Below are 22,017 nucleotides of genomic sequence, written 5' to 3'. Positions count from 1 at the left end.
CAATATGATTCGCTATAGCCTATACGCCTTGAGCGATCATCGCGTCGGCCACTTTCACAAAACCGGCGATGTTGGCGCCGATAACGAGGTTGCCCGGAACGCCGTATGTTTCGGATGCTTTCATGCTCGCGGAATAAATGTTGTGCATGATTTGCTGGAGCTTGGTATCTACTTCCTCAAGCGTCCAGGACAGTCTTGCGCTATTTTGCGCCATTTCCAGAGCCGATACGGACACGCCGCCTGCATTTGCCGCTTTCGCAGGAGCGAACAGTACTTTGTTGTCCAGGAAGACATCGATAGCTTCCAGCGTGGAAGGCATGTTGGCACCTTCGCCAACCGCTTTTACGCCATTATTGACAAGCAGCTCAGCCGAAGCCTTGTCGATCTCGTTTTGCGTTGCGCATGGAAGCGCGATATCGCAGGCAATCGACCAGATGCCGGAACAGCCTTCAACGTAGATCGCGTCCGGATGCTCAAGAACATAATCTTTGCATCTGCGGTTTTCGACTTCTTTCAGGCGTTTAAGCGTATCGAGGTTAATGCCGGCCTCGTGATAGATATAACCGCTGGAATCGCTGCAGGCTACAACTTTCGCGCCAAGCTGAATGGCTTTTTCGATGGCATAGATGGATACGTTGCCCGAGCCGGAAACAACTACCGTGCTGCCGTTAAAGCCGAGGCCTACGCTCTTCATCATTTCTTCAACGAAGTATACGGCTCCGTAGCCTGTTGCTTCTTTGCGGCCAAGGCTGCCGCCGTAACCGATCCCTTTGCCTGTCAGAACGCCGGCTTCGTAAGCGCCGACCAGTTTTTTGTATTGGCCGAACATATAGCCGATTTCTCTGGCGCCAACACCGATATCGCCTGCCGGTACGTCCGTATCCGGACCGATATGCTTGCTAAGCTCCATCATGAAGCTTTGGCAGAAGCGCATGATTTCCAGATCCGATTTACCTTTAGGATCGAAGTCGGAGCCGCCTTTGCCGCCGCCGATCGCTTGGCCGGTCAACGAGTTTTTGAAGATTTGCTCAAACCCGAGGAACTTGATAATGCTGGCGTTTACGGATGGATGGAAGCGCAAGCCGCCTTTGTAAGGACCGATGGCGTTGCTGAATTGAACGCGGAACCCGCGGTTAACTTGCACTTTGCCCTTGTCATCCGTCCAAGGTACGCGGAAAGAGATAATCCGGTCCGGCTCAACCAGGCGGTCGAGGACGGCATGCTCGATATATTTCGGCTGCTGAGCGAGCACGGGAATCAGGGACAGGAACACTTCTTTCACAGCCTGATGGAATTCAACTTCACCCGGATTGCGTTTTTGCACGGTTTCAAACAGATCATCAATATAGCTGTGGGCAGCTTCTGTGTTCGCTTGTTCGACTTCTTTTACGATACTCATCGCGGTAACACTCCCTCAAAGTTTGTAGGAAAACTTATTCATTTCTCTTTTTTAATTTAGTAGTTTAATATTAATATCAAATATTTAATCGCAACAATATTCAGATAGGATAAAGTTGATGCGTTTTGCGCATGAAGGATAGGGTGAGTGTAGTGGAAGTTAGACAAATGCGATATTTTATGGAAGTTGCAAAGAGAGAGCATGTGACTGAAGCCGCCAATGTCCTGCATGTTGCGCAATCCTCGGTCAGCAGGCAGCTGGCTCAATTGGAAAGCGAATTAGGGGTCGATTTATTTATCCGGAATGGACGGAGAGTTAAACTGACGCCGATAGGGAAGATTCTGCTGCAGCGAGTGGAACAAATGCTTCACATGATGAACGAGGCCGAGCGGGAAGTAAAGGAATATTTGGATCCGGAAAAAGGGGTTGTTCGTATTGCCTTCCCGATCAGCTTGGCGGCGCATGTTCTGCCAAAGGCGATTTACGCCTTTCGCAAAAAGTATCCGGAATCCAAGTTTCAGATGAGACAGGCCCTTTACGGCGATTTGATTGACGGTGTTGTCAACGGCGAATTTAATTTGGCCATGATTGCCCCGCTGCCGGAAGAGGATAAACATATTCAGCAAAAGCTTTTGTTTACGGAACGGATTGTTGCGCTGCTGCCCATCCATCATCCGCTTGCCAACAGGGCCAGCATACAGCTGTCGGAGATCAAGGATGAGTCCTTCGTCACGCTCCCGGAAGGGACGATTTTCCGTAAAATCGTACTGAGTGCCTGCCAAGAAATCGGCTTCACGCCCCATATCGCGTTTGAAGGGGATGATATCGATGCGCTGAAAGGCCTGGTATCGGCGGGCCTCGGGATTGCCCTTATGCCGGAGGTTACGTTGGTGGAGACCATTCCGCAATCGACGGTGAAAATTCCGCTGGCAGATCCCGCGGTTACGCGGAGCATAGGAGTCATCTGTCCGACCCAGCGCAAGCTGCTTCCGACGGAGCAATTGTTTTACCGCTTTCTTACCGAGTTTTATACGCCGGATTACAAGCTGTAATATCAGCCCAAATAACAAAAACGCATTGAAAAACTCCTTGATAACCAAGGAGTTTTTTGCGTTGTTCGATATATGCCGGGAGCATCAATCGAGAATGATTGAGGGTAGTTATGGTCACAATACCATTACCATAAATGGAGATTTGAGGATTTGAAATGGCTGATGATTTGAAGACCGATTTCAAGGATTTAATCCAGTTGAAAAAGTTAATAAGCCAATCCAGCGATTACAAATCGCTGCAGGTTGCCGCGGGCAGCAAAACGCTGAACATTTGCTATTTCAGCACTTTGATTGACGAAAAAACCCTTCAGACGAATGTCCTTCTCCCTATGCAAAACCGTTCGCTTGACTCGGATCTTGAACGCCTTGAGGACCTGAAAAACTGGATTCCGGTCGAGAACGTGGAAATATCGGATCAGGTGGAAGTTCTTCAAGCGAAGCTATTGAAAGGCTGCGCCATAGCTTCGTTTGCCCGGGACGACCGTAAACACGCCATTATCCATATCGCGACGGTTCAAGGAGTACGCCAAAACAACGATACCGAAAATGAATTCAGCGTTGTTGGGCCAAAGGTAGGGTTTGTGGAAAGTCTGGACACGAATATCGGATTATTACGGTCTCAGGTTAATATACCTAACCTTGTTGTGAAAGAAATCTTGATTGGGACAACGTCCAAGACCAGAGTCGCCATCGTTCATATCGACGGGATAACCAATAAGGAATATGTGCAAACCGTGGAACAAAGACTGAATAATATCGATGTTGACGTTGTTTTCGATACCTCCCAGCTGGACCAGTTTATATCGGACAATTCTAAAACGCCATTCCCTTTATTTCTGTCCACGGAACGGAGAGATCGCGTCGTTTACGCGCTTACTCAAGGGCAAGTGGCGATTATTAGCGATGGCTCGCCTTATTTCGTTACCGGCCCGTCTACCTTATTTGATTTTTTCATCTCTCCGGAGGATTATTATCTGCCTTGGATCCTGGGATCTTTTTTTCGGCTCATCCGTATTTTCGGCGTCATTTTTTCCTTGTTCGCAACCTCCATGTATATCGCGATTACCACTTTTCATTACGAGGTTATCCCAAGGGATCTGCTGGAGCCGCTCATATTCTCGAGAAGAAACGTCCCGTTTCCGCCGCTGCTTGAAGTATTGTTTCTGGAAATCACAATCGAGTTTCTCCGGGAGGCAGGCGCACGGCTGCCGACCAAGATCGGTCAGACCTTAGGTATCGTAGGCGGTATCGTAATTGGCCAAGCTACGGTTCTGGCCGGTTTGACGAGCAATATTCTCGTTATTATCGTCGCTTTCTCGGCGCTTGCTTCTTTCGCTACGCCGATCTACAAGATGTCGAACGCGATCCGCTTTTTGCGCTTTCCCATGATTCTTGCATCGTCGATATGGGGAGCTCTGGGGATGTTTATCGGAATCGGTTTTCTGCTTGTCCATTTAATCCGTCTGACCTCGCTTGGCGTCCCGTACATTGTACCGATTCACCCTTTGAGAATCCGGGATTTGAAGGACAGCTTTATACGTCCGTCTTATGAATTCATCAACAGGAGACCAAGCTACTTAAGAACGGAATCCTTGGTAAAGTACAAGTCCGCCAAGGTGAAAAAACAGAATAATCTCGACAGAGAATGATTTGGAAAGCGGGAATGACGGTGTTGAAAGTCAAGGTTCTCCTGATGCTTGTTCTTAGCGCGCTGCTGACGGCATGCGGCGATACGAACATAGTCAACAGCATTAAATTCGTTCAAACCATAGGGTACGATGCCGTCGAGAACGGGGTAACCAGCAGCGCCATAATCGCCAATTACGAAGAACAGGGAAAATCGAAGCTGGAATTTTACGTGACGGAGTCCAAATCCATCTATGACAGCATGCCTAAGCTCAACATGAAGCTTGACTTCCCTATCGAATACGGGCAATTAAGAATGGCGTTATTCGGAGAACGCTTTGCGCGCAAGGGGATAAAAACGGCGATCGAAAGCCTGATCCGCGATCCTAAAATATCCTCGAGAGCTCATCTTGGCGTTGCGGATACGGAAGCTCTGAAGATGCTTAACATAGCCGAAAACCGGAATGACCCCTATTTTATGTCCGATATGATCGAGCAGAATATTAGATACGGCAATTTGCCGAGAATCAATCTTCACCTGACGTTTTTTGATTTTTACGGGAGCGGAAGAGATTTCTTTCTGCCTCATTTCACCGAGGAACGGGGCGAAATCAAGCTGGATGGCATTGCCTTGTTTAAAGAGGACAAATTCAAGACTAAGATCGGCATAAGGGATTCCTTTTTGATGAAGCTGCTGACGGAAGACTCGTCAAACGGCAGCATTATGGTTCCGGTGAAAGCATCGGATCAAGCCGGCGACGAGTATTTTTTAATGAACAGCATTCATTCGAAAGCTACGTATAAAGTGATTCAGACCGGTCCTCCAGCCTCCATAGACATTCGGGTGAAGCTTGATGCTCAAGTGAAGGATGTTCCTCAATGGATTGATCTTACTTCGTCGGAGCAGCTTGCCTTGCTGGAGACCAGCATAGAGACCTATTGCCGGACTGAGATTCGGAAATTTATCGCTTTATTGCAAAGCAATGACGTGGATCCGTTGGGCCTGGGGGACTTGATTAGAAGCAGATCGAAGGAGTGGAACCCGCAAGAGTTTCAGAAGCATTACAAGGAGCTGTCCGCGACAGTCAGCGTAACGGCTCGCATTATTCGTACGGGTGCAGGAGGTTAGGCGGATTTGAACAATGATATCAGCGAGAAATACAAGATATCTCCCTATTTAATCATTTTTCCGCTGTATGTCAGCATGGTCGGGATTGGCGTGCTTTCTTACCAAAGGACAGTTATTAAGCATGCCGGTTACAATGCGTGGATCTCGGTTATTTTAACGGGTTTCAGCATCCATATTCTAATATGGATGATTTACAAGCTGCTGTCGGTTAGCGAGGATGCGAACGACATAGCCACAATCAACAAGAAGCTGTTCGGAAAAATAGTGGGCAGCTTCTTTAACGCGGCGATCGCTTTGTACTTTGTGTTTGGGGCATTCGTGAAATTCAAAGTGTATATCGAATTGATTCAAGTCTGGATGTTTCCAAGCATGAATTTTTTGTACGTCAGCATCATTATCTTGCTGCTTGTTTACTATGCCGTGTCCGGCGGTCTCCGGTCCGTATTGGGTATTGCGGTGTGGGCGACAATGATTTCGTGCGTATCGATTATCCCGCAGGTTTCGCTTACCTTCCCGTATTTGCATCCTTTGAACCTGCTGCCGTTATGGAATCATTCCCTTGCGGAAGTTCTTTTATCTTCCAAAGACATGGCCTTTAATTTCCTTGGTTTCGAGATTCTTCTTTTGTTTTATCCGTTCGTTAAAACCCCGGAGAAATCGCAAAAATGGGCGCATCTTATCCTTTTTATGGTCATGTTATTGTATTTGGTTATTTTGGTTCTGGCCCTTATGTTTTTCACCGAAGAACAGCTGCGCCATTCCATCTGGCCGACGTTAAACATGATAGGAATTTTTGAAATACCGCTGCTTCAAAGGCTGGAGTACTTCGCTATTTCGTTGTGGTTTATCAAAATAATAGCCGGCATTTCCATCTACGCATGGTCGGCATGCCGCGCAACCAAGATTGCTTTTCGCATAAGGCCGCGGCTTTTTTTAGCTATGAGTCTTATCGCGATTACGATTCTCTGCGAAGTCATCAGGGATCACAGGACGGTCGAGAAGCTGTCGGCCGTTTATTCCGAGGTTGGTTTGTATTTTATATACGTCTACATTCCTTTGGTATGGATAGGAGTTCTGGTCCGGCAAAGGTGGGTGGCACATCTCCGCGGCAGCCGTTAACGCATGGAGGCATTTGTTCCGATACTATAGGTGAAGTCCAAATGCGGAAAGGAGGGGAATTATGGATATTCCGGCTATGTCCGTTGCTTTGTCCCAAAGCAAGCTTATGAACGATGTTGGAATCAGCGTGCTCAAAATGGCGAAGGACCATTCAACGGAGCAGTCGCAGCAGTTGATCCAAATGATGGCGCAAAGCGTGCAGCCCCATCTGGGTGGCAATATCGATTTGAAAGTGTAATGAGTAGACGGAAGGCCGCCTTAAGCGTCGATTAGACGAGAAGGCGGCCTTTTTGCATTTTCCACGGATTCACTAAAATAACGCTTTACAGGACACCAAAAGGTGTTATATTATAAACCTATAAAATGACACCAAATGGTGTCTGTTTAATGGATGATCCAAAACAAACAAGGGAGAGATTTTAAACATGCATATTTTAGCAATTATTATTCAAAGCTGGCTGCTGTTCTCAATGGTTTTCTTCGGAATTACGAAGCTTGCCGGTGCCAAACATCAGGTGGAGCTGTTTGATTCGATCAAGCTGCCGCAGTGGTTTCGCGTCGTTACGGGTCTTGTTCAACTGATTGGAGCAGCTGGACTCCTTATTGGCTACTGGTATCCCGGCATGGCATTCTGGGCGGGCGTTTGGATTGGGATTACGATGTTATTTGCGATTTTGTCGCATTTGAGAGTAAAGCACACGTTCGGCAAAATGTTCCCCGCTGTCCTGAATCTCGTCATAGCGGCTGCGGTGATCCTTCTGTTTGCGGGGGATCTGGCTCATCCGTTTGGCTAAGTTACGGCAAAAATAACAAACCGGTACGCTGATACTTCAGTCGTACCGGTATTTATTTATATAAATTTTACAAATCGTAGGACTCTCCCTTACAATAAAATAGTAAAATTATCACTATATTCTGACGATATCTTGTCCTAAACTATTGATTGTAAATCCTTTCCCTATACGAGGAATGAACAGATTCAATTCCTGGCATAACGGTGATTAATAGAGGAAGTCCATATCGGATGCAATCCAATCAGGTGAGGAGAGGTAGAGATGACAGAAAAAACCGCAAGCAAGAAAATCGTGCTGGAGCCGGAAGCTTTAAAATTCGCTCAGGATACGGCAAATCCGCCGTATTTGTTCGACCTTGGTCCGGAAAAGGGCCGCGAAACGGTAGATAACGTTCAAGCCGTACATATTGCGAAGCCGACTGTCGACATCACCGATCTAACGATTGAGGGCGGGCCAAGCGGGCAGGTGTCCATTCGCATTCTCCGCGCTCCCGCTACGACCAAGAAGCTCCCGGCTATTCTCTATATTCATGGTGCCGGCTGGGTGTTTGGCAACGCCCATACGCATGACCGTCTTATCCGCGAGCTGGCGGTTGGAGCGGAGGCTGCCGTTGTGTTCCCGAATTACAGCTTATCGCCGGAGGCCAAATACCCGGCAGCGATCGAAGAAATTTATGCTGCCCTGCAATGGATAGCGGAGAACGGCGAAGAGCATGGCCTGGATACAAGCCGGCTTTACGTCGCGGGGGACAGTGTTGGCGGCAACATGACGGCTGCGATAACGCTTATGGCAAAAGAACGCAAAGGACCTCAGATTCATAAACAGCTGCTTTTCTATCCGGTTACGGATGCAGGGAATGAGACCGAATCCTACAAGGAATTCGCGACGGGTTACTTCCTTCGCCGGGACGCTATGGCCTGGTTCTGGGATCAATATACGACAAACCGCGAGGAACGGGAGGAAATCTATGCCTCGCCGCTGCGCGCGACAACCGAGCAGCTTGCCGGCTTGCCGCAGGCTCTGATCATTACGGGCGAAGCGGACGTCCTCCGCGATGAAGGCGAGGCATACGCCAATAAGCTTCGCGAGGCTGGCGTGCGGGTCACGCAGGTGCGTTTCCAGGGAACGATTCACGATTTTGTTATGCTGAATGCCCTGGCAGACACGGCTGCCGCCCGCGGAGCGATGCTGCTGGCGAACGCTTGGCTGAAGGAATAACCTTTAACCTTTTATAATGGTAAAAATTCGATTGCGCCAACGATGCGCAGGCAGGAGCGGGACATGAACAATATTGCTATTTTCGGCTTTGGACGGATCGGCAGACAACTTCTTCGGGTAGCTTTGCAGGACCAGCTGTTTGTGCCGGTATCCATCTCGGATATTAAAGACGAGGCCACGCTTGCAGCTCTCTTTGAAGTCGATACGAACTACAAGCGTTGGCCGGAGCCCGTGGCCGGCACAGAGGGAACGATCAAAATCGGCGACCGTTCCATTCTGTATTTGAACTCGTCGCAGGAAATTCCGAATTGGAGCGAGCTTGGCGTTGGGCTTGTCATCGACTGCACGGGGCGCGCGGTGACCAGACAGGTAGCGGAGCTTCACCTGGAGCGCGGTGCGAAGCGCGTTCTCGTCAGCGGACCAAGCAAAACCCTTGACGACTGCGATGCGGTATTGCTGAAAGGCATCAATCTCGACAGCTTTGATCCGGAGAAGCACAAAATCATCAGCATGGCGAGCTGCACGACCAATGCGCTTGCTCCCGTTGTTAAGCTGGTCCGGGAAAACTTCGGCATTCAATACGGCTTATTCTCGACGGTGCATTCCTATACGAATACGCAATCGCTGACCGATCAGCCGATGAGAGACCGAAGGGATTCCTGGGCAGCCGCGGAAAATATTATTCCATCCTCTTCGGGTGCGGCTAAGGCGCTTAAGTTTATTTGGCCGGATCTGCAAATTACGGGCAAAGCTTACCGGATTCCGACGCGTACCGGAAGTATCGCGGAGCTGAATCTGGTTACGGAGAAGCCGTGTACCGCGCAGGAAATTAACGATATGTTCCGTAAAGCCGCGCAGGAAGGCCCGCTTAACGGAGTTCTTGATGTGCTGGAAGGAGAGTGGGCTTCCTCGCGTATCGTAGGCGATTCCCATTCTTCGATTATCGATCTGCCGCTGACTCATGTACAGGGCGGACTTTTATCCGTTGCTGCCTGGTATGATAACGAGTGGGGTTATGCTTCCCGCCTCGCCGAAGTAGCGGCATTTTTAGGCCGGCAATAATGACAAATAGGAACCCGCTTTCTCCAAGGAGAAGGCGGGTTTTTGCGATTTCGGACATTGTTGACGAGGTCGCGCAATCGGTGCCTGGGACTTTAAAATTGGCCTAAATGGCCTATATTGACAACCAAAAAGTTTATGCTATATTAATCTCATGGTTTTACTTGGTATTAATTGGCACCTATTGGATGAACCATCCAAACAAACGAACCGCTGACCGGGCAACTGGAAGCGCAGAAGACCAACTTACGTTGTGGTCGGCTGCGCTTTTTTTGTTATTGCCGGGTAAAAGAGAAAGGGTGAGGGAGATGCCGGCATTAGAAAAGCTTCGATTCGAGAATGTGGCAAAAAGCTTTATCGTGCGCGATCCAAAGCAAAAAGGGGCGACGCAGCAGTTTACGGCGGTTAAAGATTTGAGCTTTTCCGTCAAGGAAGGCGAGTTTATTACCTTAGTAGGACCAAGCGGCTGCGGAAAATCAACCCTGCTTGATCTCATTAGCGGTCTGTCGCTTCCAACTAGCGGACGTATCTACATGGACGGGAAGGAAATTACCGGTCCGGGCCTCGACAGAGGGATTGTTTTTCAGCAATATGCTTTGTTTCCTTGGAAGACGGCAAGAGGGAATATCGAGTTCGGACTGGAGGCCAAAGGCATCCCGAAGCATGAGCGGAGGGAATTAGCGGAGCATTTTCTATCGTTAGTTGGTTTGAGCGCCTTCGCTAACCGGTATCCCCATGAATTGTCCGGAGGCATGAAGCAGCGCGTAGCGATTGCCAGAAGCCTTGCTTTTAACCCGGATGTTCTGTTGATGGATGAACCGTTTGCGGCGCTTGACGCGCAGACGAGGGAAACCTTGCAAAGCGAGCTGCTTCGGATCTGGCAGAAAACGAAAAAAACGATTATTTTCATCACGCATGGCATTGACGAAGCGGTATACCTGGGAGAACGCGTTGTTGTTCTGACTCCCGGTCCGGGTACGGTGAAGAAGATCGTCGATATCCCCTTGAAGCACCGGCTGGATGATGCGGACATCCGCTCCAATCCGGAGTTTGTAAAAGCGCGGCACGAGGTATGGAGCTTATTGCATGAGCTGGAGTACCAAGGCGCGTACATCTAACGGATTAACGAAAGGAGCGTATCGAAATGGAAAATGTAAAAGCGGTTCCTAGACCCTTGCAGACTAGAAAGATCAAGCTGGGCATTTCGCTTAATATCCGCAAGCTGTTCAAGCAGTCTATCGTCCTGATTCTATTGGCGCTGGTCTGGCAGTTTGCTCCCCTCGCGGGCTTCGCGGATCCGGCTTTCCTGCCCCCGTTCTCCGATGTCATTCAGGCGTTGTGGCATTTGATAGTGTCCGGCGAGCTGTTCCATCATTTTGCGGCGAGCATGATTCGTTCGTTAAGCGGATTTGCTCTGGCTCTTGTTATCGCCATTCCGTTAGGGCTTGCGATTGGCTGGTATCCACTTGCGAGGGAGCTGCTTAATCCGGTTATGGAATTGTTCCGCAACACGGCGGCGCTTGCTTTGCTTCCCGTGTTTATGCTCATCCTCGGCATCGGAGAGACATCCAAAATCGCCATCGTTTTGTTCGCCTGCACATGGCCGATTCTTCTGAACACGATCGCCGCCGTCGGCAACGTTGATCCGCTGCTGATCAAATCAGCCCGGTCCATGAATCTCTCGTCTTATAAGCTATTCCTCAAAGTTATACTTCCGGCGTCGGTGCCTACGATCTTTACCGGAATCCGGATGGCGGGAACCGGAGCGATTCTCGTCCTTATCGCCGCCGAGATGGTAGGCGCCAAGGAAGGACTCGGCTACCTTATCACGTATTCCCAATATAACTTTCAAATCCCCGAAATGTTTGCCGGTATCCTCACGATCGCTTTGCTTGGCTTGTTGATTAATCAGGGACTAAGCGTGCTGGAACGTAAATTGTCCAAATGGAAGCAGCAAGTATAAACGAAGCGGATATTTTTTTACATTAAAGTGATTAAAAATATAGGAATACTAGGAGTGGTGAGTATGACCAACAAACAAATGAAGCTTGGAGCCTTCTTTAACCTACCGGGCCATCATGTGGCCAGCTGGCGTTATCCGTCCACGGATCCTCGCCGTACCTTGGATCTGGAGTACTTAAAGGAGCTGGCGCAGACGGCGGAACGGGGCAAGTTCGATATGATTTTTTTCGCGGATATCCTTGGCCTCAAGCGCCTAGGCAACTTTGCTACCTCAACCATTAAGCTTGATCCGCTGATCATTATCTCGGCCCTTGCGGCAGTCACCCGAAATATCGGTCTGACGGCGACGCTTACGACCACTTATAACGAGCCGTTCCAGGTAGCGCGCAAGTTCGCGGCTATCGACCATTTGTCCGGGGGGCGCGCGGGCTGGAATGTAGTGACTTCGGGCAACGAGAAGGAGGCGCAGCTGTTCGGCAAGGAAAAGCATCTCGAGCATGCTCGTCGCTATGAAAGGGCGGAAGAATTCGTTGAATTGACGAAAAAGCTCTGGTTCTCCATCGAAGAGGAAGCGCTTGTTATCGACAAGGAGAATGGTCGGTTCTTGGACGTTGACAAGGTTCACCCCGTTGATCACCAAGGGGAATGGTTTAAAGTGCAAGGTCTGCTGGATGCTCCGTCGACGCCACAAGGTTATCCCGTTATTGTGCAGGCAGGGTCCTCGGAGGCGGGGAAAGAGCTGGCCGCGAAGACGGCCGAGGTCATATTTACCGCCTGGCAGACGCTGGAGGAAGCGCAGGCCTTCTACCGGGACGTGAAGGGACGCCTTGCTAAATACGGACGCCAGCCGGATGACCTGAAAATTATGCCGGGCGTGTTCATCACGGTTGCTCGCACGGAAGCCGAAGCGATTGCGAAGCGCAAGGAGTTAAACAGCTATATTTCGCCAGAGGTTGGTCTGGAGTACTTATCGAATTTTATCGGCGTCGATTTGAGCGGTTACGATGTGGATGCGCCGCTTCCGGCAAGCGGGGAGAACGAGGACAAGACGAACCCGCAGACCCGCACGAATATCATACGCGCTCTTGCGGAGCGGGAAGGCTTAAGCACGCTGCGCGAGGTGTACGAATTTATCGCAGGAGCAAGGGGACACCGGGAAATAGTAGGCACGCCCGCCCAGATCGCGGATCAGCTGGAGGAATGGTTCTTGAATGACGGTGCCGACGGCTTTAATATCATGCCGCCTACGTTCCCCGAAGGTTTAAACGACATTGTGGAGCTAGTTATTCCGGAGCTGCAGCGCCGAGGATTGTTCCGCACGGAATACGAAAGCCATACGCTGCGGGGGAATCTGGGCTTATCCGTTCCGGTTCATCCATACAGCAAGCAGCCGCAGCAATCGCATCAATAAATATGAAGAGGTCGGGAGAGGGTCTTATGAAGAAACGATTTACTCACGTTCATGCTTTTTTGTTAACGATGGGCTTAGTTAGCGCGCTGCTTGCAGGCTGCTCCGAGAGCAAAGCGAAGTCGGGGGAAGAAGACAAGGTGCTCCAGTACAATTCGGCGCCGGGAAGCGTATCGTTCCCTGAGCTGGCGAAGGATTTGGGGTATCTCGGCGATTTGGAGCTGGAATCGATCGGGAGCACGACGGGCGGACCGGAAAGCATTCAATTGACGGCAACGAAACAGATTGATTTCGGTTCGGCTTTTAACGGGGCGATCATCAAGTCCATCTCGCAAAACGTAAAGATTAAATCCGTTATCGGCTCTTACGGCAGCGATAAGAATACTTACATCGGCGCATACGTGCTGGCAGACAGCCCGATTAAATCGCCAAAGGATTTTATCGGCAAAAAAATTGGCGTCAATACGCTGGGAGCCCATTTGGAATTTGTAACGAAGGATTATTTAAGGAGAGGCGGCTTGACCGAAAAGGAAATCGAACAAGTGACGCTTGTGACGATTCCGTCCGCCAATGCCGAGCAGATTTTGCGCAGCAAACAGATTGACGTTGTGCTTATGAGCGGTATCGCGAGAGACCGTGCCCTGGACAAAGGGGGCATTGTTGAGCTCTTTAAGGATACGGACGTCTACAAGACGGAATTTACGGCGGGCGATTATTTCTTCCGCGAGGATTATATCAAGAAGAACCCGGACACGGTGAAGCAGTTTGTTGAAGGAGTAGCCAAGGCTATCGAATGGGCGCGCACGACTCCGCGGGAAGAGGTCATTCAGCGGTTCGAAGCCATAATCAAAAAGCGCGATCCCAACGAGCCAACCGAAAATCTGAAATATTGGAAGAGCACCGGAATTGCGAAGGCCGGAGGCGTTATAACGCCGGGCGAATATCAGGTCTGGATTGATTGGCTCGTAGCTAACGGTGATTTGAAGAAAGGCCAGGTTAAGGCGGAAGACTTGTACACCAACGAGTTTAATTCCTACGCGAAGAAATAAAGGAAAGCTCATTATATATAGAAGAGATGGAGTGGTGAAGATGACGGTAAGACAAATGAAGCTTGGTGCTTTTATCATGCTGCCCGGACATCATGTGGCGAGCTGGAGACATCCTGATTCCGGAGCAGACCGTACCTTTGATCTGGCCTATTTGACGGAGATCGCCAGGACGGCGGAGCGGGCCAAGTTCGACATGATCTTTTTCGCGGACGGCTTTGGTTCCAATCTGAATGAGCATTCCAGCTCCGCGCTTAAGCTGGATCCGGTTATTCTAATCTCGGCGCTAGCAGCCGTTACGGAAAAAATCGGGTTAGCCGCTACCTTAACGACCACTTATAACGAACCTTTCCATGTCGCGCGCAAGTTTAGTTCGATCAACCATTTGTCTGGCGGCCGCGCAGCCTGGAATGTCGTAACCTCCGCCAATGACAAGGAATCCTTCCTGTTTGGCAAGGATAAGCATCTGGAGCATGCAAGCCGGTATGAGCGGGCCGAGGAATTTGTTGAGCTTGTCCAGAAGCTGTGGCAATCCATCGACGCGGATGCGCTTGTTATTGACAAGGAACAAGGACGTTTTCTTGATGTTGATAAAGTGCATCCCGTCGATCATGACGGAAAATGGTTCAAAGTAACGGGTACGCTCGATAATCCGGCTAGCCCGCATGGCAACCCGGTAATCGTGCAAGCCGGCTCATCCGAGTCCGGCAAGGAACTGGCCGCGAAGACGGCCGAGGTTATATTTACGGCCTGGCAGACGCTGGAGGAGGCGCAAGCTTTCTATCGGGACGTGAAGGGGCGGCTGGCCACATACGGACGAGAAAAGGATGAGCTGAAAATTATGCCGGGCGTCTTCATTACGGTCGCCAAGACCGAAGAGGAGGCGCTGGCGAAGCAGAAGGAGCTGAACGGCTACATTTTGCCGGAGGTAGGTCTGGCATATCTGTCGGGCTTCACCAATATCGATTTGTCCGGTTACGATGTGGATGAGCCGCTGCCGGATATCAGCTCGATTGAAGACAAGACCAATCCGCGCATCCGGTACAATATTATCCGGGATATTGCAAAGCGCGAGAATTTAACTTCGATCCGCGCCGTATACGAACGGATTGCCGGCGCCCGCGGACACCGCGAGATCGTCGGAACGCCTTCGCAGATTGCCGATCAGCTGGAGGAGTGGTTCCTGAATGAGGGAGCGGACGGCTTCAATATCATGTCGCCGTATTTCCCCGGCGGATTCGAAGATATTATCGAGCTCGTCGTTCCCGAGCTGCAGCGGCGGGGACTGTTCCGTACCGAATACGAGAGCGGCACGCTGCGCGGGAATCTAGGGCTGCCTCTTTCCGTGGCAAAGGCAGAGAAGGATGAAGCGGCTGTAGGGCCGGTTTAACAGCAACCTGCATATTTGAATGTTCTTCCGATCTCCATTACTCCGGGATTCCTTTATCTATATTATTTAAGGTAGGAATCCCGAGAGTAAAAGCGAACGCTAGCGCTTCTCCAGAAACATTCAAAATGCTCCGGTTGTGTTTAACCTTGATTGGGAATAAATTGAGGCATTTTTTTTGCGTAAATATAAAAAGGTTATCTATAACCCGTCGTATCCGCCGGCTTGCCCGCCTCGATAACTTCAACCAGATAAGGCATGCAATTGGGCTGTGAACCGTCCACATCCGTGAAGCCGTAAACCTGCGCAAGCTGGCCGCTTGACAGGGATTGTCCATTCCAGCGGCTTACTTCCGAATCTCCCGCAAGAGCAGCGACGGCACGTCCCACATAGCGGGGCGATTCGGAAATAATAAAATGAGGATCCTCGGAAGCGCCTTCCCGCCAGTTCTCCTCCGTCACCTTAAAAATTTCCAGCATGAGTTCGGAACGAAGCCAGCCGGGCGTCAAGGAAACAGCCGTGCATTCGTGAGGCTTCACTTCTTGAGCCAGCGCCCAAGCCATGCGATTGATGGAGTTTTTGACCAAATCGTAATACATCGACAGTCTGTAATGATCCCGATTGTACTCGGCAGTTCCGTCAGTCATCTCGACAATCAGCCCGTTTTTGTTCTTAATGAGGAGAGGGAGAACGAAATGGCTCGTAATCAGATGAGTATCAATGGCGAGTCTCAGCATGCGTAGTCCCTTATCCAGCGAATGCTCCCATACCGGAGTATTCCATTCCACGAGATTTTCGCCTCCCCATATATCATTGACCAGAATATCAAGCCTTCCATGCTCCTGCTCAATGCGGTTCGCCAAAGCCTGCACCTGTTCGGGAATTAGATGATCCACCTGTACGGCAATTCCTTGTCCGCCCGCTTTCGTAACTAGCTCCGCTGTTTCCTCAATGGTTTCCGGCCGGTTGTACTCGGATACTTGCGCCCGAGTCGTGCGCCCCGTGACATACACCGTTGCGCCTGCCGCTCCCAGCTCAATGGCAATGCCACGCCCGGCTCCGCGCGTTCCTCCTGCTACCAGCGCGATTTTTCCATGTAAAGGTTTCATTTTGGTTGCCTCCTAATTAGAATGGTGTTGCAATGGGTTGATTCTTTTTTTATTGTAAACTATAATGACGACATCTTTTGTCATATATAAAAAAGCAAAGGTGAATGGATATGAGGGCAGACCGTCTGCTTAGTATTATGATTTTGCTCCAGAATAATGAAATATTGACGACCAAGGAGCTTGCCAAAAGACTTGAGGTATCGGAACGGACTATTCTTCGCGACATGGATGCGCTTAGCCTTTCCGGCGTGCCTGTCATAGCGGACCGGGGGAAAACAGGCGGTTGGAGATTGATGGATCATTTCCGGAGCTACTTAAGCGGTCTGAAGCTGGAGGATACAAAGGCTTTGTTTATTCTTCCCGCTGAACAAATGCTGAAGGATCTAGGCGTGGAGATAAAGGGACTCGATATCCGTCAGAAGCTGCTGGCCTCCTTGCCCGACTCCTCCAAAAGCGAAGCATTGCATTATATGGAGAAAATTTATATGGATACGGGAACGTGGAAGCCCGCCGAGGACAAGAATAAAGCTTTGCTAACGATTCAAAAAGCGTTATGGGAGGATACCCGGCTCAAAATAACTTATCAGAAAGCCGATGGGACCAGTTCGGAAAGGACGGTAAGTCCTTTGGGGCTTGTGGCGAAAGGCAGCTCCTGGTATTTGGTAGCCAGGAATGACGACGGGGCTTTCCGGAGCTTCAGGGTATCGAGAATTGCGAGGGCGGAAGCTACGGATGAGTTGTTTTCCCGGCCTGACGATTTCGATCTTGCTGAATACTGGAAGCAGAGCAAGCTGGATTTTGCCGGTTCGCTTCCTTCCATAGAAGTAAAGGTTCTTGCGGATCCGTCCATACTAGGCCGAATGTCCTTCACGGATCGGTTTGTAGAGAAGCTGGGCACGGCTGTACCGGCCGTGGACGGGAAGGTCCCGGTAACGCTTCGCTTTAATACGGAGCAGGAAGCCGTGGAATACGTTCTTGGCTTTGGCGGCGCCATGATGCTGGAACAGCCGGACCATTTGATCGAAAAAATCGTGCAGCAAGCAAAGGCCGTCCTTGCCATGTACGAATAGAAAAACGCAACCGGGAACGGTTGCGTTTTTGCTGATTTTACTTACTTGCGTATCAGCTGCCACGTTTGAGCGGCATTATTGTAGTCCTGCCAGATTTGAACGTTGGTGCCTGCCGCAGTTGCGCCGCCGGAGACATCAAGCGCTTTGCCGCTGTTCGGATTGATAAGCTTGAAGTTGCTTCCGCCGGTACCGAGAATTGCCCAACGCTGGGCAGCATTGTTCATATCCTGCCAGATCTGAACATTCGTGCCGTCAGCCGTACCGCCTCCGGCAACGTCAAGCGCTTTGCCGCTGTTCGTGTTAATCAGCTTGTAAGAACCGTCGCCCATGCTGGTAATGCGCCATTCTTGGGGCTTGTTGTTCAAATCATCCCATATCTGCACATTCGCCCCGTCAGCCGTGCTTCCGCCCGCAACATCCAACGCCTTGCCGCTAATCGGATTAATCAGCTTGTATACAGCGCCGGAGACAACGGCCGGGCTAGCCGGGAACAGGTCGAAGCAATCAAGCTCGCCATAGCCGTCCCCTTTGGAGAAGCGGATTTTGTTCCAGCCTGCATTCAGCGTAAGGCGTGCGACCGAAGCTCCCCAGTTTTCCCAGCCTTTGTTCGCAATATATAAATTGCTGGAGCTTGTGTTATTAACGGTAAGAACCAAATAGGACCAATCCAGTCCCGTCGTCCCGTTACCTGTCCGGGCCGCCATCACATAATCTCCCGCAGCCGCGGCGTAAACGTCGAATTCCACGTAACTGCTCGCCGTATCGATATGGCCGGCTTTGTTTCCGCCAGAACCGTTCGGGCTCGACGAAGCGTAAGCGGCGCCTCCGAATACGCCGGCCTCGCCTTCATAACGGACGCGGCCCGTGTCTCCCGAAGGTATGGCGATTGGAGTATTCGGAGCTGCGGGAGCCCCGAGATTTGGCGTGTTGTCCGCGTTCCAGGTAAACTTTTGCGCCCGGATTTCCCTATTCCAGCCCGCGCCGGAGTACTTCGCCGTATGATAGACGATCCAGTCCTCCGTACCGTCGGGTGATGTCGTGAAGGAATGGTGGCCGGGGCCGTACAAGCCGTTGCCGGATTGGAAGATCGGCTGGTTCCGCTTGGTCCAGGAGGACGCTTGCAGCAGGTTGCTGCTCGTATTAGCCGTAACAAGGCCTAAGCAATAACCATCTGTCCAGCTTCCGCTTGCCGAATAGACAAGACTGATGACGCCGTTACGGACGATGACTTGAGGTCCTTCGTTAACGGAAGGAGAGGTATTGGTTTCCCAGGAATAGGTCGGATGCGCAATTTCAACCCGGGCCGAGTCGATCGTCCACGGATTGCTCATATGGGCGATATACAGTTTTTGCGAGACATTTGCTGTGCCTTCCCAGCCAGACCATATGAAATACAGATTGTTATTTACTTGCAGCACGGTTCCGTCGATTGCCCAACGGTTTGTAGAGTCGGTAATTAGTCCCTTGTTTACCCAAGTACCCGTCATTGGATCGGCGGAGGTATTTTCCAGAACGTACATCCGGTGATTATCGTTGTTGCCGTCATCCTTGGCGTAATAGATATACCAGGCTCCATTGATGTAATGAATTTCGGGAGCCCAGACATTGCAGCAGCCGGTAGAGATCACTCTTTTGGCGCCGGCGTCAACTCCGGTAAGCGAGCTGGACTTCCAGATCGTCACGTCGCCTCCCGTTGTTTTGGTGAAGTAATAGAAGCCGTCGGTATGCTTGTAGATCCACGGATCCGCCCCGTCTTGGAAAATCACGTTGTAAAAGTTGCTGCTTTGCGTTGAGGCAGTTGCGTTTGCCGCCACAGGCAGGACAAGCAGCAATACAAGGAACAGCATCAAGCCTTTGATACCGCTTACAAAAAACTTCGATTTCATTCATACACCAACCCTTCGATTTGAATATGTTTTCACGTATAGTTAATCATTTCCAGTCAATGAGAAACAGGACGCGATTATAGATCGTACGGACATTTTTTTAGCCGGTGAGGCAAGTGAAAGGCGGGTAGCAGGCAAAAAGCCTGCTGCAGCGCAGCTTGAGGTACTTGCCGGGCAAGCAGCAAATGAAACAGCCTGCCCGAGATTCTCAGGCAGGCTGTTTATATAAGAAAGAATTAGTTCACCCGAAGATCGTAACGGTCCGCGTTCATGACCTTTACCCAAGCGGCAACAAAGTCGCGCACAAATTTCTCTTGGTTGTCGTCTTGCGCATACACTTCGGCAATCGCGCGAAGGATGGAGTTCGAGCCAAACACGAGATCCACTCTCGTTGCGGTACGGTCAACCCGGCCAGTCGTCCGGTTGCGGCCGTAATATACGCCGCCATCCCGAGGCTCCCAAGCAATGTTCATGTCGAGCAGCTTCACGAAGAAGTCGTTGGTAAGGGTGCCAACGCGATCGGTGAATACGCCATGCTGGGTGCCGCCGTGGTTGGTGCCCAGAACGCGAAGGCCGCCGACAAGGACTGTCATCTCCGGAGCAGTCAGGTTCAGCAGCTGAGCTTTGTCTACCAATAGCTCTTCGGCGGATACGCTGTACGTCTTCTTCAGATAGTTGCGGAAGCCGTCCGCTACTGGCTCAAGCACCGCGAAGCTCTCTTCATCGGTTTGCTCCTGCATGGCATCGCCGCGGCCAGGGGAGAATGGAACCGTAACGTTAAAACCTGCCTCTTGCGCGGCTTTTTCGACTGCGGCACTGCCGCCAAGCACGATCAGGTCGGCGATGCTGACCTTCTTATCCAAGTCCTCTTGAATCCCTTCGAGGATCGTTATGACCTTAGTAAGCTGCTGCGGCTGATTGACTTCCCAATCCTGCTGCGGAGCAAGACGGATACGGGCTCCGTTGGCGCCGCCGCGCATATCCGAAATCCGGAAGGTGCTGGCCGATGCCCAAGCCGTCGTCACCAGCTCGCTGATGGTGAGCCCCGAGTCGAGGATTTTCGTTTTCAGCTCGGCAATCTCTTCATCGGACAAGGTATAGTCAACGGACGGTACAACATCCTGCCAGATCAGCTCTTCAGCCGGAACTTCGGGTCCGAGATACCTGTCGCGAGGTCCCATGTCGCGGTGAGTCAGCTTGAACCAAGCGCGGGCAAAAGCATCCGCGAACTCTTCCGGATTCTGGTGGTAACGGCGGGAGATTTTTTCGTATTCGGGATCAACGCGCAAAGCCATGTCGGCCGTAGTCATCATGGTTCGAACGCGGACGGATGCGTCTTCGGCGTCCGGCGCAAGATGATTCTCGTCAGGGTTGATAGCGACCCAAATATGCGCGCCCGCGGGGCTCTTCGACAGCTCCCATTCGTAACCGAACAGCATATCGAAAAAGCCGTTATCCCATTGTGTCGGATTTGGCGTCCATGCGCCTTCAACGCCGCTTGTGATGGCATCGCGGCCTTTGCCGGAGCCATGCGTGCTCAGCCAGCCAAGACCTTGCGCTTCGAGAGGGGCCGCCTCAGGATCGGGACCAACTAGAGAAGCGTCGCCTGCTCCATGTGCCTTGCCGAAGGTATGTCCGCCGGCGACAAGCGCAACGGTTTCTTCATCGTTCATGCCCATGCGGCCGAACGTTTCGCGAATGTCGCGGGCGCTTCCGGCAGGATCCGGATTTCCGTTAGGACCTTCGGGATTCACGTAGATGAGGCCCATTTGCACGGCGGCAAGCGGATTTTCCAGATCCCGTTCGCCGGTGTAACGATTGTCGCCCAGCCATTCTTTTTCATTACCCCAGTAAATATCTTCTTCCGGATGCCAGACGTCCGCTCGTCCGCCGCCAAATCCAAACGTTTTGCCGCCCATGGATTCAATCGCGACATTGCCTGTCAGAATCATCAGGTCGGCCCAGGAAATTTTATTGCCGTACTTTTGCTTGATTGGCCAGAGCAGACGGCGGGCTTTATCCAGATTGCCGTTGTCCGGCCAGCTGTTGAGCGGAGCAAAGCGCTGCGTACCGCTGCCGGCACCGCCGCGTCCGTCGCCTGTCCGGTATGTACCCGCGGAGTGCCAAGCCATACGGATAAAGAACGGGCCGTAATGTCCGTAATCGGCCGGCCACCATTCTTGGCTGTCTGTCATCAAATTGCGAAGATCCTGTTTAAGAGCCTGGTAGTCAAGCTTCTTGAATTCTTCGGCATAATCAAAGTCTTCACCCATAGGATTCGATTTTCTGTCATGCTGGTGCAGAATGTTAAGGTTCAGCTGATTAGGCCACCAATCTCTATTTGAAGTACCACTAGATTTGAAGCTTGTAGCGCTTCCATGCATCACCGGGCATTTACCTGCGTTAGGAACTGTAGCGTCCATCCAATCATCTCCTATTAGCTTTATTAAAGTAGCAAATGATAGAAAAAAATTTGCACTTATCCTCTTTATAAAACGTTATGAAACCGAAATCAATCCAAGTTATAAAAATTCATCCAATCTTCACGCAAATCTGATAATTTAAATGGATGAACGGAAAAAGAGGGACAAATAGAGGATATGAACGCCACATGAAAATTAGAATATTGAAATGAAATCTTAAACTTTTGCTGTCGAAACGGTTTCGAATCAAGGTGAGCCATGCTACAATGTAGGCAAGTAAACCGCTTTACTCATTTAGGCTAATGATTGTGACAACGCTTACATGCAGAG

At 50.7% G+C, this 22,017-nt stretch carries 18 protein-coding genes and 1 pseudogene; 14 read left to right on the top strand and 5 right to left on the bottom strand.

All coding sequences use genetic code 11. The annotated features are described in order from the left end of the window. Positions 1-19: 19 nt before the first annotated feature. Entirely contained in the window at positions 20-1,399 is a 1,380-nt protein-coding gene (gene gdhA, locus PGL01S_RS18580) for an NADP-specific glutamate dehydrogenase (protein WP_127496079.1), read from the bottom strand. Positions 1,400-1,551: 152 nt separating this feature from the next. On the opposite strand from gdhA, the gene gltC reads away from it, so the two are divergent. The 13 genes from gltC to PGL01S_RS18515 all read left to right on the top strand — a co-directional run bounded on the left by gltC (position 1,552) and on the right by PGL01S_RS18515 (position 15,202). Further along, the gene (gene gltC, locus PGL01S_RS18575) at positions 1,552-2,451 is read left to right on the top strand and encodes a glutamate biosynthesis transcriptional regulator GltC (RefSeq protein ID WP_127496078.1); all 900 of its coding nucleotides are present in this window, start codon (positions 1,552-1,554) and stop codon (positions 2,449-2,451) included. A gap of 155 nt (positions 2,452-2,606) precedes the next feature. Beyond that, a complete protein-coding gene (locus tag PGL01S_RS18570) occupies positions 2,607-4,100 on the top strand; it encodes a spore germination protein (RefSeq protein ID WP_127496077.1) in 1,494 nt (497 codons plus the stop codon). Positions 4,101-4,120: 20 nt separating this feature from the next. Further along, positions 4,121-5,206, top strand: a complete 1,086-nt coding sequence (locus tag PGL01S_RS18565; protein ID WP_164775507.1) for a Ger(x)C family spore germination protein — start codon at positions 4,121-4,123, stop codon at positions 5,204-5,206. Between the two features lie 6 nt (positions 5,207-5,212). After that, entirely contained in the window at positions 5,213-6,325 is a 1,113-nt protein-coding gene (locus PGL01S_RS18560) for a GerAB/ArcD/ProY family transporter (RefSeq protein ID WP_127496075.1), read from the top strand. A 61-nt stretch (positions 6,326-6,386) separates the two neighbouring features. Beyond that, positions 6,387-6,563: a YjfB family protein gene (locus PGL01S_RS18555; protein WP_015843321.1), complete on the top strand. Its 177-nt coding sequence runs from the start codon at positions 6,387-6,389 to the stop codon at positions 6,561-6,563. A gap of 187 nt (positions 6,564-6,750) precedes the next feature. Continuing rightward, on the top strand, positions 6,751-7,119 hold the full coding sequence (locus PGL01S_RS18550; protein ID WP_127496074.1) for a DoxX family protein: 369 nt from the start codon (positions 6,751-6,753) through the stop codon (positions 7,117-7,119). 261 nt (positions 7,120-7,380) lie between these two features. Then, positions 7,381-8,337, top strand: a complete 957-nt coding sequence (locus tag PGL01S_RS18545) for an alpha/beta hydrolase (RefSeq protein WP_127496073.1) — start codon at positions 7,381-7,383, stop codon at positions 8,335-8,337. A 63-nt stretch (positions 8,338-8,400) separates the two neighbouring features. Further along, entirely contained in the window at positions 8,401-9,399 is a 999-nt protein-coding gene (locus PGL01S_RS18540; protein WP_127496072.1) for a type I glyceraldehyde-3-phosphate dehydrogenase, read from the top strand. Positions 9,400-9,704: 305 nt separating this feature from the next. Further along, positions 9,705-10,514: an ABC transporter ATP-binding protein gene (locus PGL01S_RS18535; protein WP_127496071.1), complete on the top strand. Its 810-nt coding sequence runs from the start codon at positions 9,705-9,707 to the stop codon at positions 10,512-10,514. A gap of 26 nt (positions 10,515-10,540) precedes the next feature. Continuing rightward, on the top strand, positions 10,541-11,359 hold the full coding sequence (locus PGL01S_RS18530) for an ABC transporter permease (protein WP_127496070.1): 819 nt from the start codon (positions 10,541-10,543) through the stop codon (positions 11,357-11,359). Between the two features lie 63 nt (positions 11,360-11,422). After that, positions 11,423-12,769 (top strand): LLM class flavin-dependent oxidoreductase, encoded by a 1,347-nt coding sequence (locus tag PGL01S_RS18525; protein WP_127496069.1) that lies wholly within the window; start codon positions 11,423-11,425, stop codon positions 12,767-12,769. A 26-nt stretch (positions 12,770-12,795) separates the two neighbouring features. Continuing rightward, positions 12,796-13,815, top strand: a complete 1,020-nt coding sequence (locus tag PGL01S_RS18520) for an ABC transporter substrate-binding protein (RefSeq protein WP_127496068.1) — start codon at positions 12,796-12,798, stop codon at positions 13,813-13,815. A gap of 40 nt (positions 13,816-13,855) precedes the next feature. Then, on the top strand, positions 13,856-15,202 hold the full coding sequence (locus PGL01S_RS18515; protein WP_127496067.1) for an LLM class flavin-dependent oxidoreductase: 1,347 nt from the start codon (positions 13,856-13,858) through the stop codon (positions 15,200-15,202). Positions 15,203-15,396: 194 nt separating this feature from the next. Here PGL01S_RS18515 and PGL01S_RS18510 read toward each other — a convergent pair whose 3' ends face one another. After that, positions 15,397-16,308, bottom strand: coding sequence for an SDR family oxidoreductase (locus tag PGL01S_RS18510; protein WP_127496066.1), 912 nt, complete (start codon positions 16,306-16,308; stop codon positions 15,397-15,399). A gap of 110 nt (positions 16,309-16,418) precedes the next feature. Here PGL01S_RS18510 and PGL01S_RS18505 point away from each other — a divergent pair, with 110 nt between their 5' ends. Further along, entirely contained in the window at positions 16,419-17,378 is a 960-nt protein-coding gene (locus PGL01S_RS18505) for a helix-turn-helix transcriptional regulator (RefSeq protein ID WP_127496065.1), read from the top strand. Positions 17,379-17,419: 41 nt separating this feature from the next. Here the strand turns inward: PGL01S_RS18505 and PGL01S_RS31265 are convergent, their stop codons facing one another. The 3 genes and pseudogenes from PGL01S_RS31265 to katG all read right to left on the bottom strand — a co-directional run bounded on the left by PGL01S_RS31265 (position 17,420) and on the right by katG (position 21,687). Then, positions 17,420-17,872 carry an RICIN domain-containing protein gene (locus PGL01S_RS31265; protein ID WP_268960330.1) on the bottom strand — a complete coding sequence of 151 codons (453 nt, stop codon included), beginning with the start codon at positions 17,870-17,872 and terminating at the stop codon, positions 17,420-17,422. After that, positions 17,858-19,264: pseudogene (locus tag PGL01S_RS18500) on the bottom strand (family 43 glycosylhydrolase); the annotation flags it as partial. The gene PGL01S_RS31265 and the pseudogene PGL01S_RS18500, both read right to left, overlap by 15 nt. A gap of 236 nt (positions 19,265-19,500) precedes the next feature. Beyond that, entirely contained in the window at positions 19,501-21,687 is a 2,187-nt protein-coding gene (katG, locus tag PGL01S_RS18495) for a catalase/peroxidase HPI (RefSeq protein ID WP_127496063.1), read from the bottom strand. Positions 21,688-22,017 lie beyond the last annotated feature (330 nt).

Origin of the sequence: Paenibacillus glycanilyticus NBRC 16618, from assembly GCF_004000805.1 — a bacterium.
GTDB classification, from domain to species: domain Bacteria; phylum Bacillota; class Bacilli; order Paenibacillales; family Paenibacillaceae; genus Pristimantibacillus; species Pristimantibacillus glycanilyticus.
The sequence above is the reverse complement of the archived record's forward strand: the minus strand, read 5'-3'. Positions and strand labels throughout refer to the sequence as shown.

Bases quoted from the DNA above. Each gene is read 5' to 3' on its own strand.
- gdhA (WP_127496079.1), bottom strand. From the start codon at position 1,399: ATGAGTATCGTAAAAGAAGTCGAACAAGCGAACACAGAAGCTGCCCAC.
- PGL01S_RS18570 (WP_127496077.1), top strand. From the start codon at position 2,607: ATGGCTGATGATTTGAAGACCGATTTCAAGGATTTAATCCAGTTGAAA.
- PGL01S_RS18555 (WP_015843321.1), top strand. From the start codon at position 6,387: ATGGATATTCCGGCTATGTCCGTTGCTTTGTCCCAAAGCAAGCTTATG.
- PGL01S_RS18550 (WP_127496074.1), top strand. From the start codon at position 6,751: ATGCATATTTTAGCAATTATTATTCAAAGCTGGCTGCTGTTCTCAATG.
- PGL01S_RS18545 (WP_127496073.1), top strand. From the start codon at position 7,381: ATGACAGAAAAAACCGCAAGCAAGAAAATCGTGCTGGAGCCGGAAGCT.
- PGL01S_RS18540 (WP_127496072.1), top strand. From the start codon at position 8,401: ATGAACAATATTGCTATTTTCGGCTTTGGACGGATCGGCAGACAACTT.
- PGL01S_RS18535 (WP_127496071.1), top strand. From the start codon at position 9,705: ATGCCGGCATTAGAAAAGCTTCGATTCGAGAATGTGGCAAAAAGCTTT.
- PGL01S_RS18530 (WP_127496070.1), top strand. From the start codon at position 10,541: ATGGAAAATGTAAAAGCGGTTCCTAGACCCTTGCAGACTAGAAAGATC.
- PGL01S_RS18525 (WP_127496069.1), top strand. From the start codon at position 11,423: ATGACCAACAAACAAATGAAGCTTGGAGCCTTCTTTAACCTACCGGGC.
- PGL01S_RS18520 (WP_127496068.1), top strand. From the start codon at position 12,796: ATGAAGAAACGATTTACTCACGTTCATGCTTTTTTGTTAACGATGGGC.
- PGL01S_RS18515 (WP_127496067.1), top strand. From the start codon at position 13,856: ATGACGGTAAGACAAATGAAGCTTGGTGCTTTTATCATGCTGCCCGGA.
- PGL01S_RS18510 (WP_127496066.1), bottom strand. From the start codon at position 16,308: ATGAAACCTTTACATGGAAAAATCGCGCTGGTAGCAGGAGGAACGCGC.
- PGL01S_RS18505 (WP_127496065.1), top strand. From the start codon at position 16,419: ATGAGGGCAGACCGTCTGCTTAGTATTATGATTTTGCTCCAGAATAAT.
- katG (WP_127496063.1), bottom strand. From the start codon at position 21,687: ATGGACGCTACAGTTCCTAACGCAGGTAAATGCCCGGTGATGCATGGA.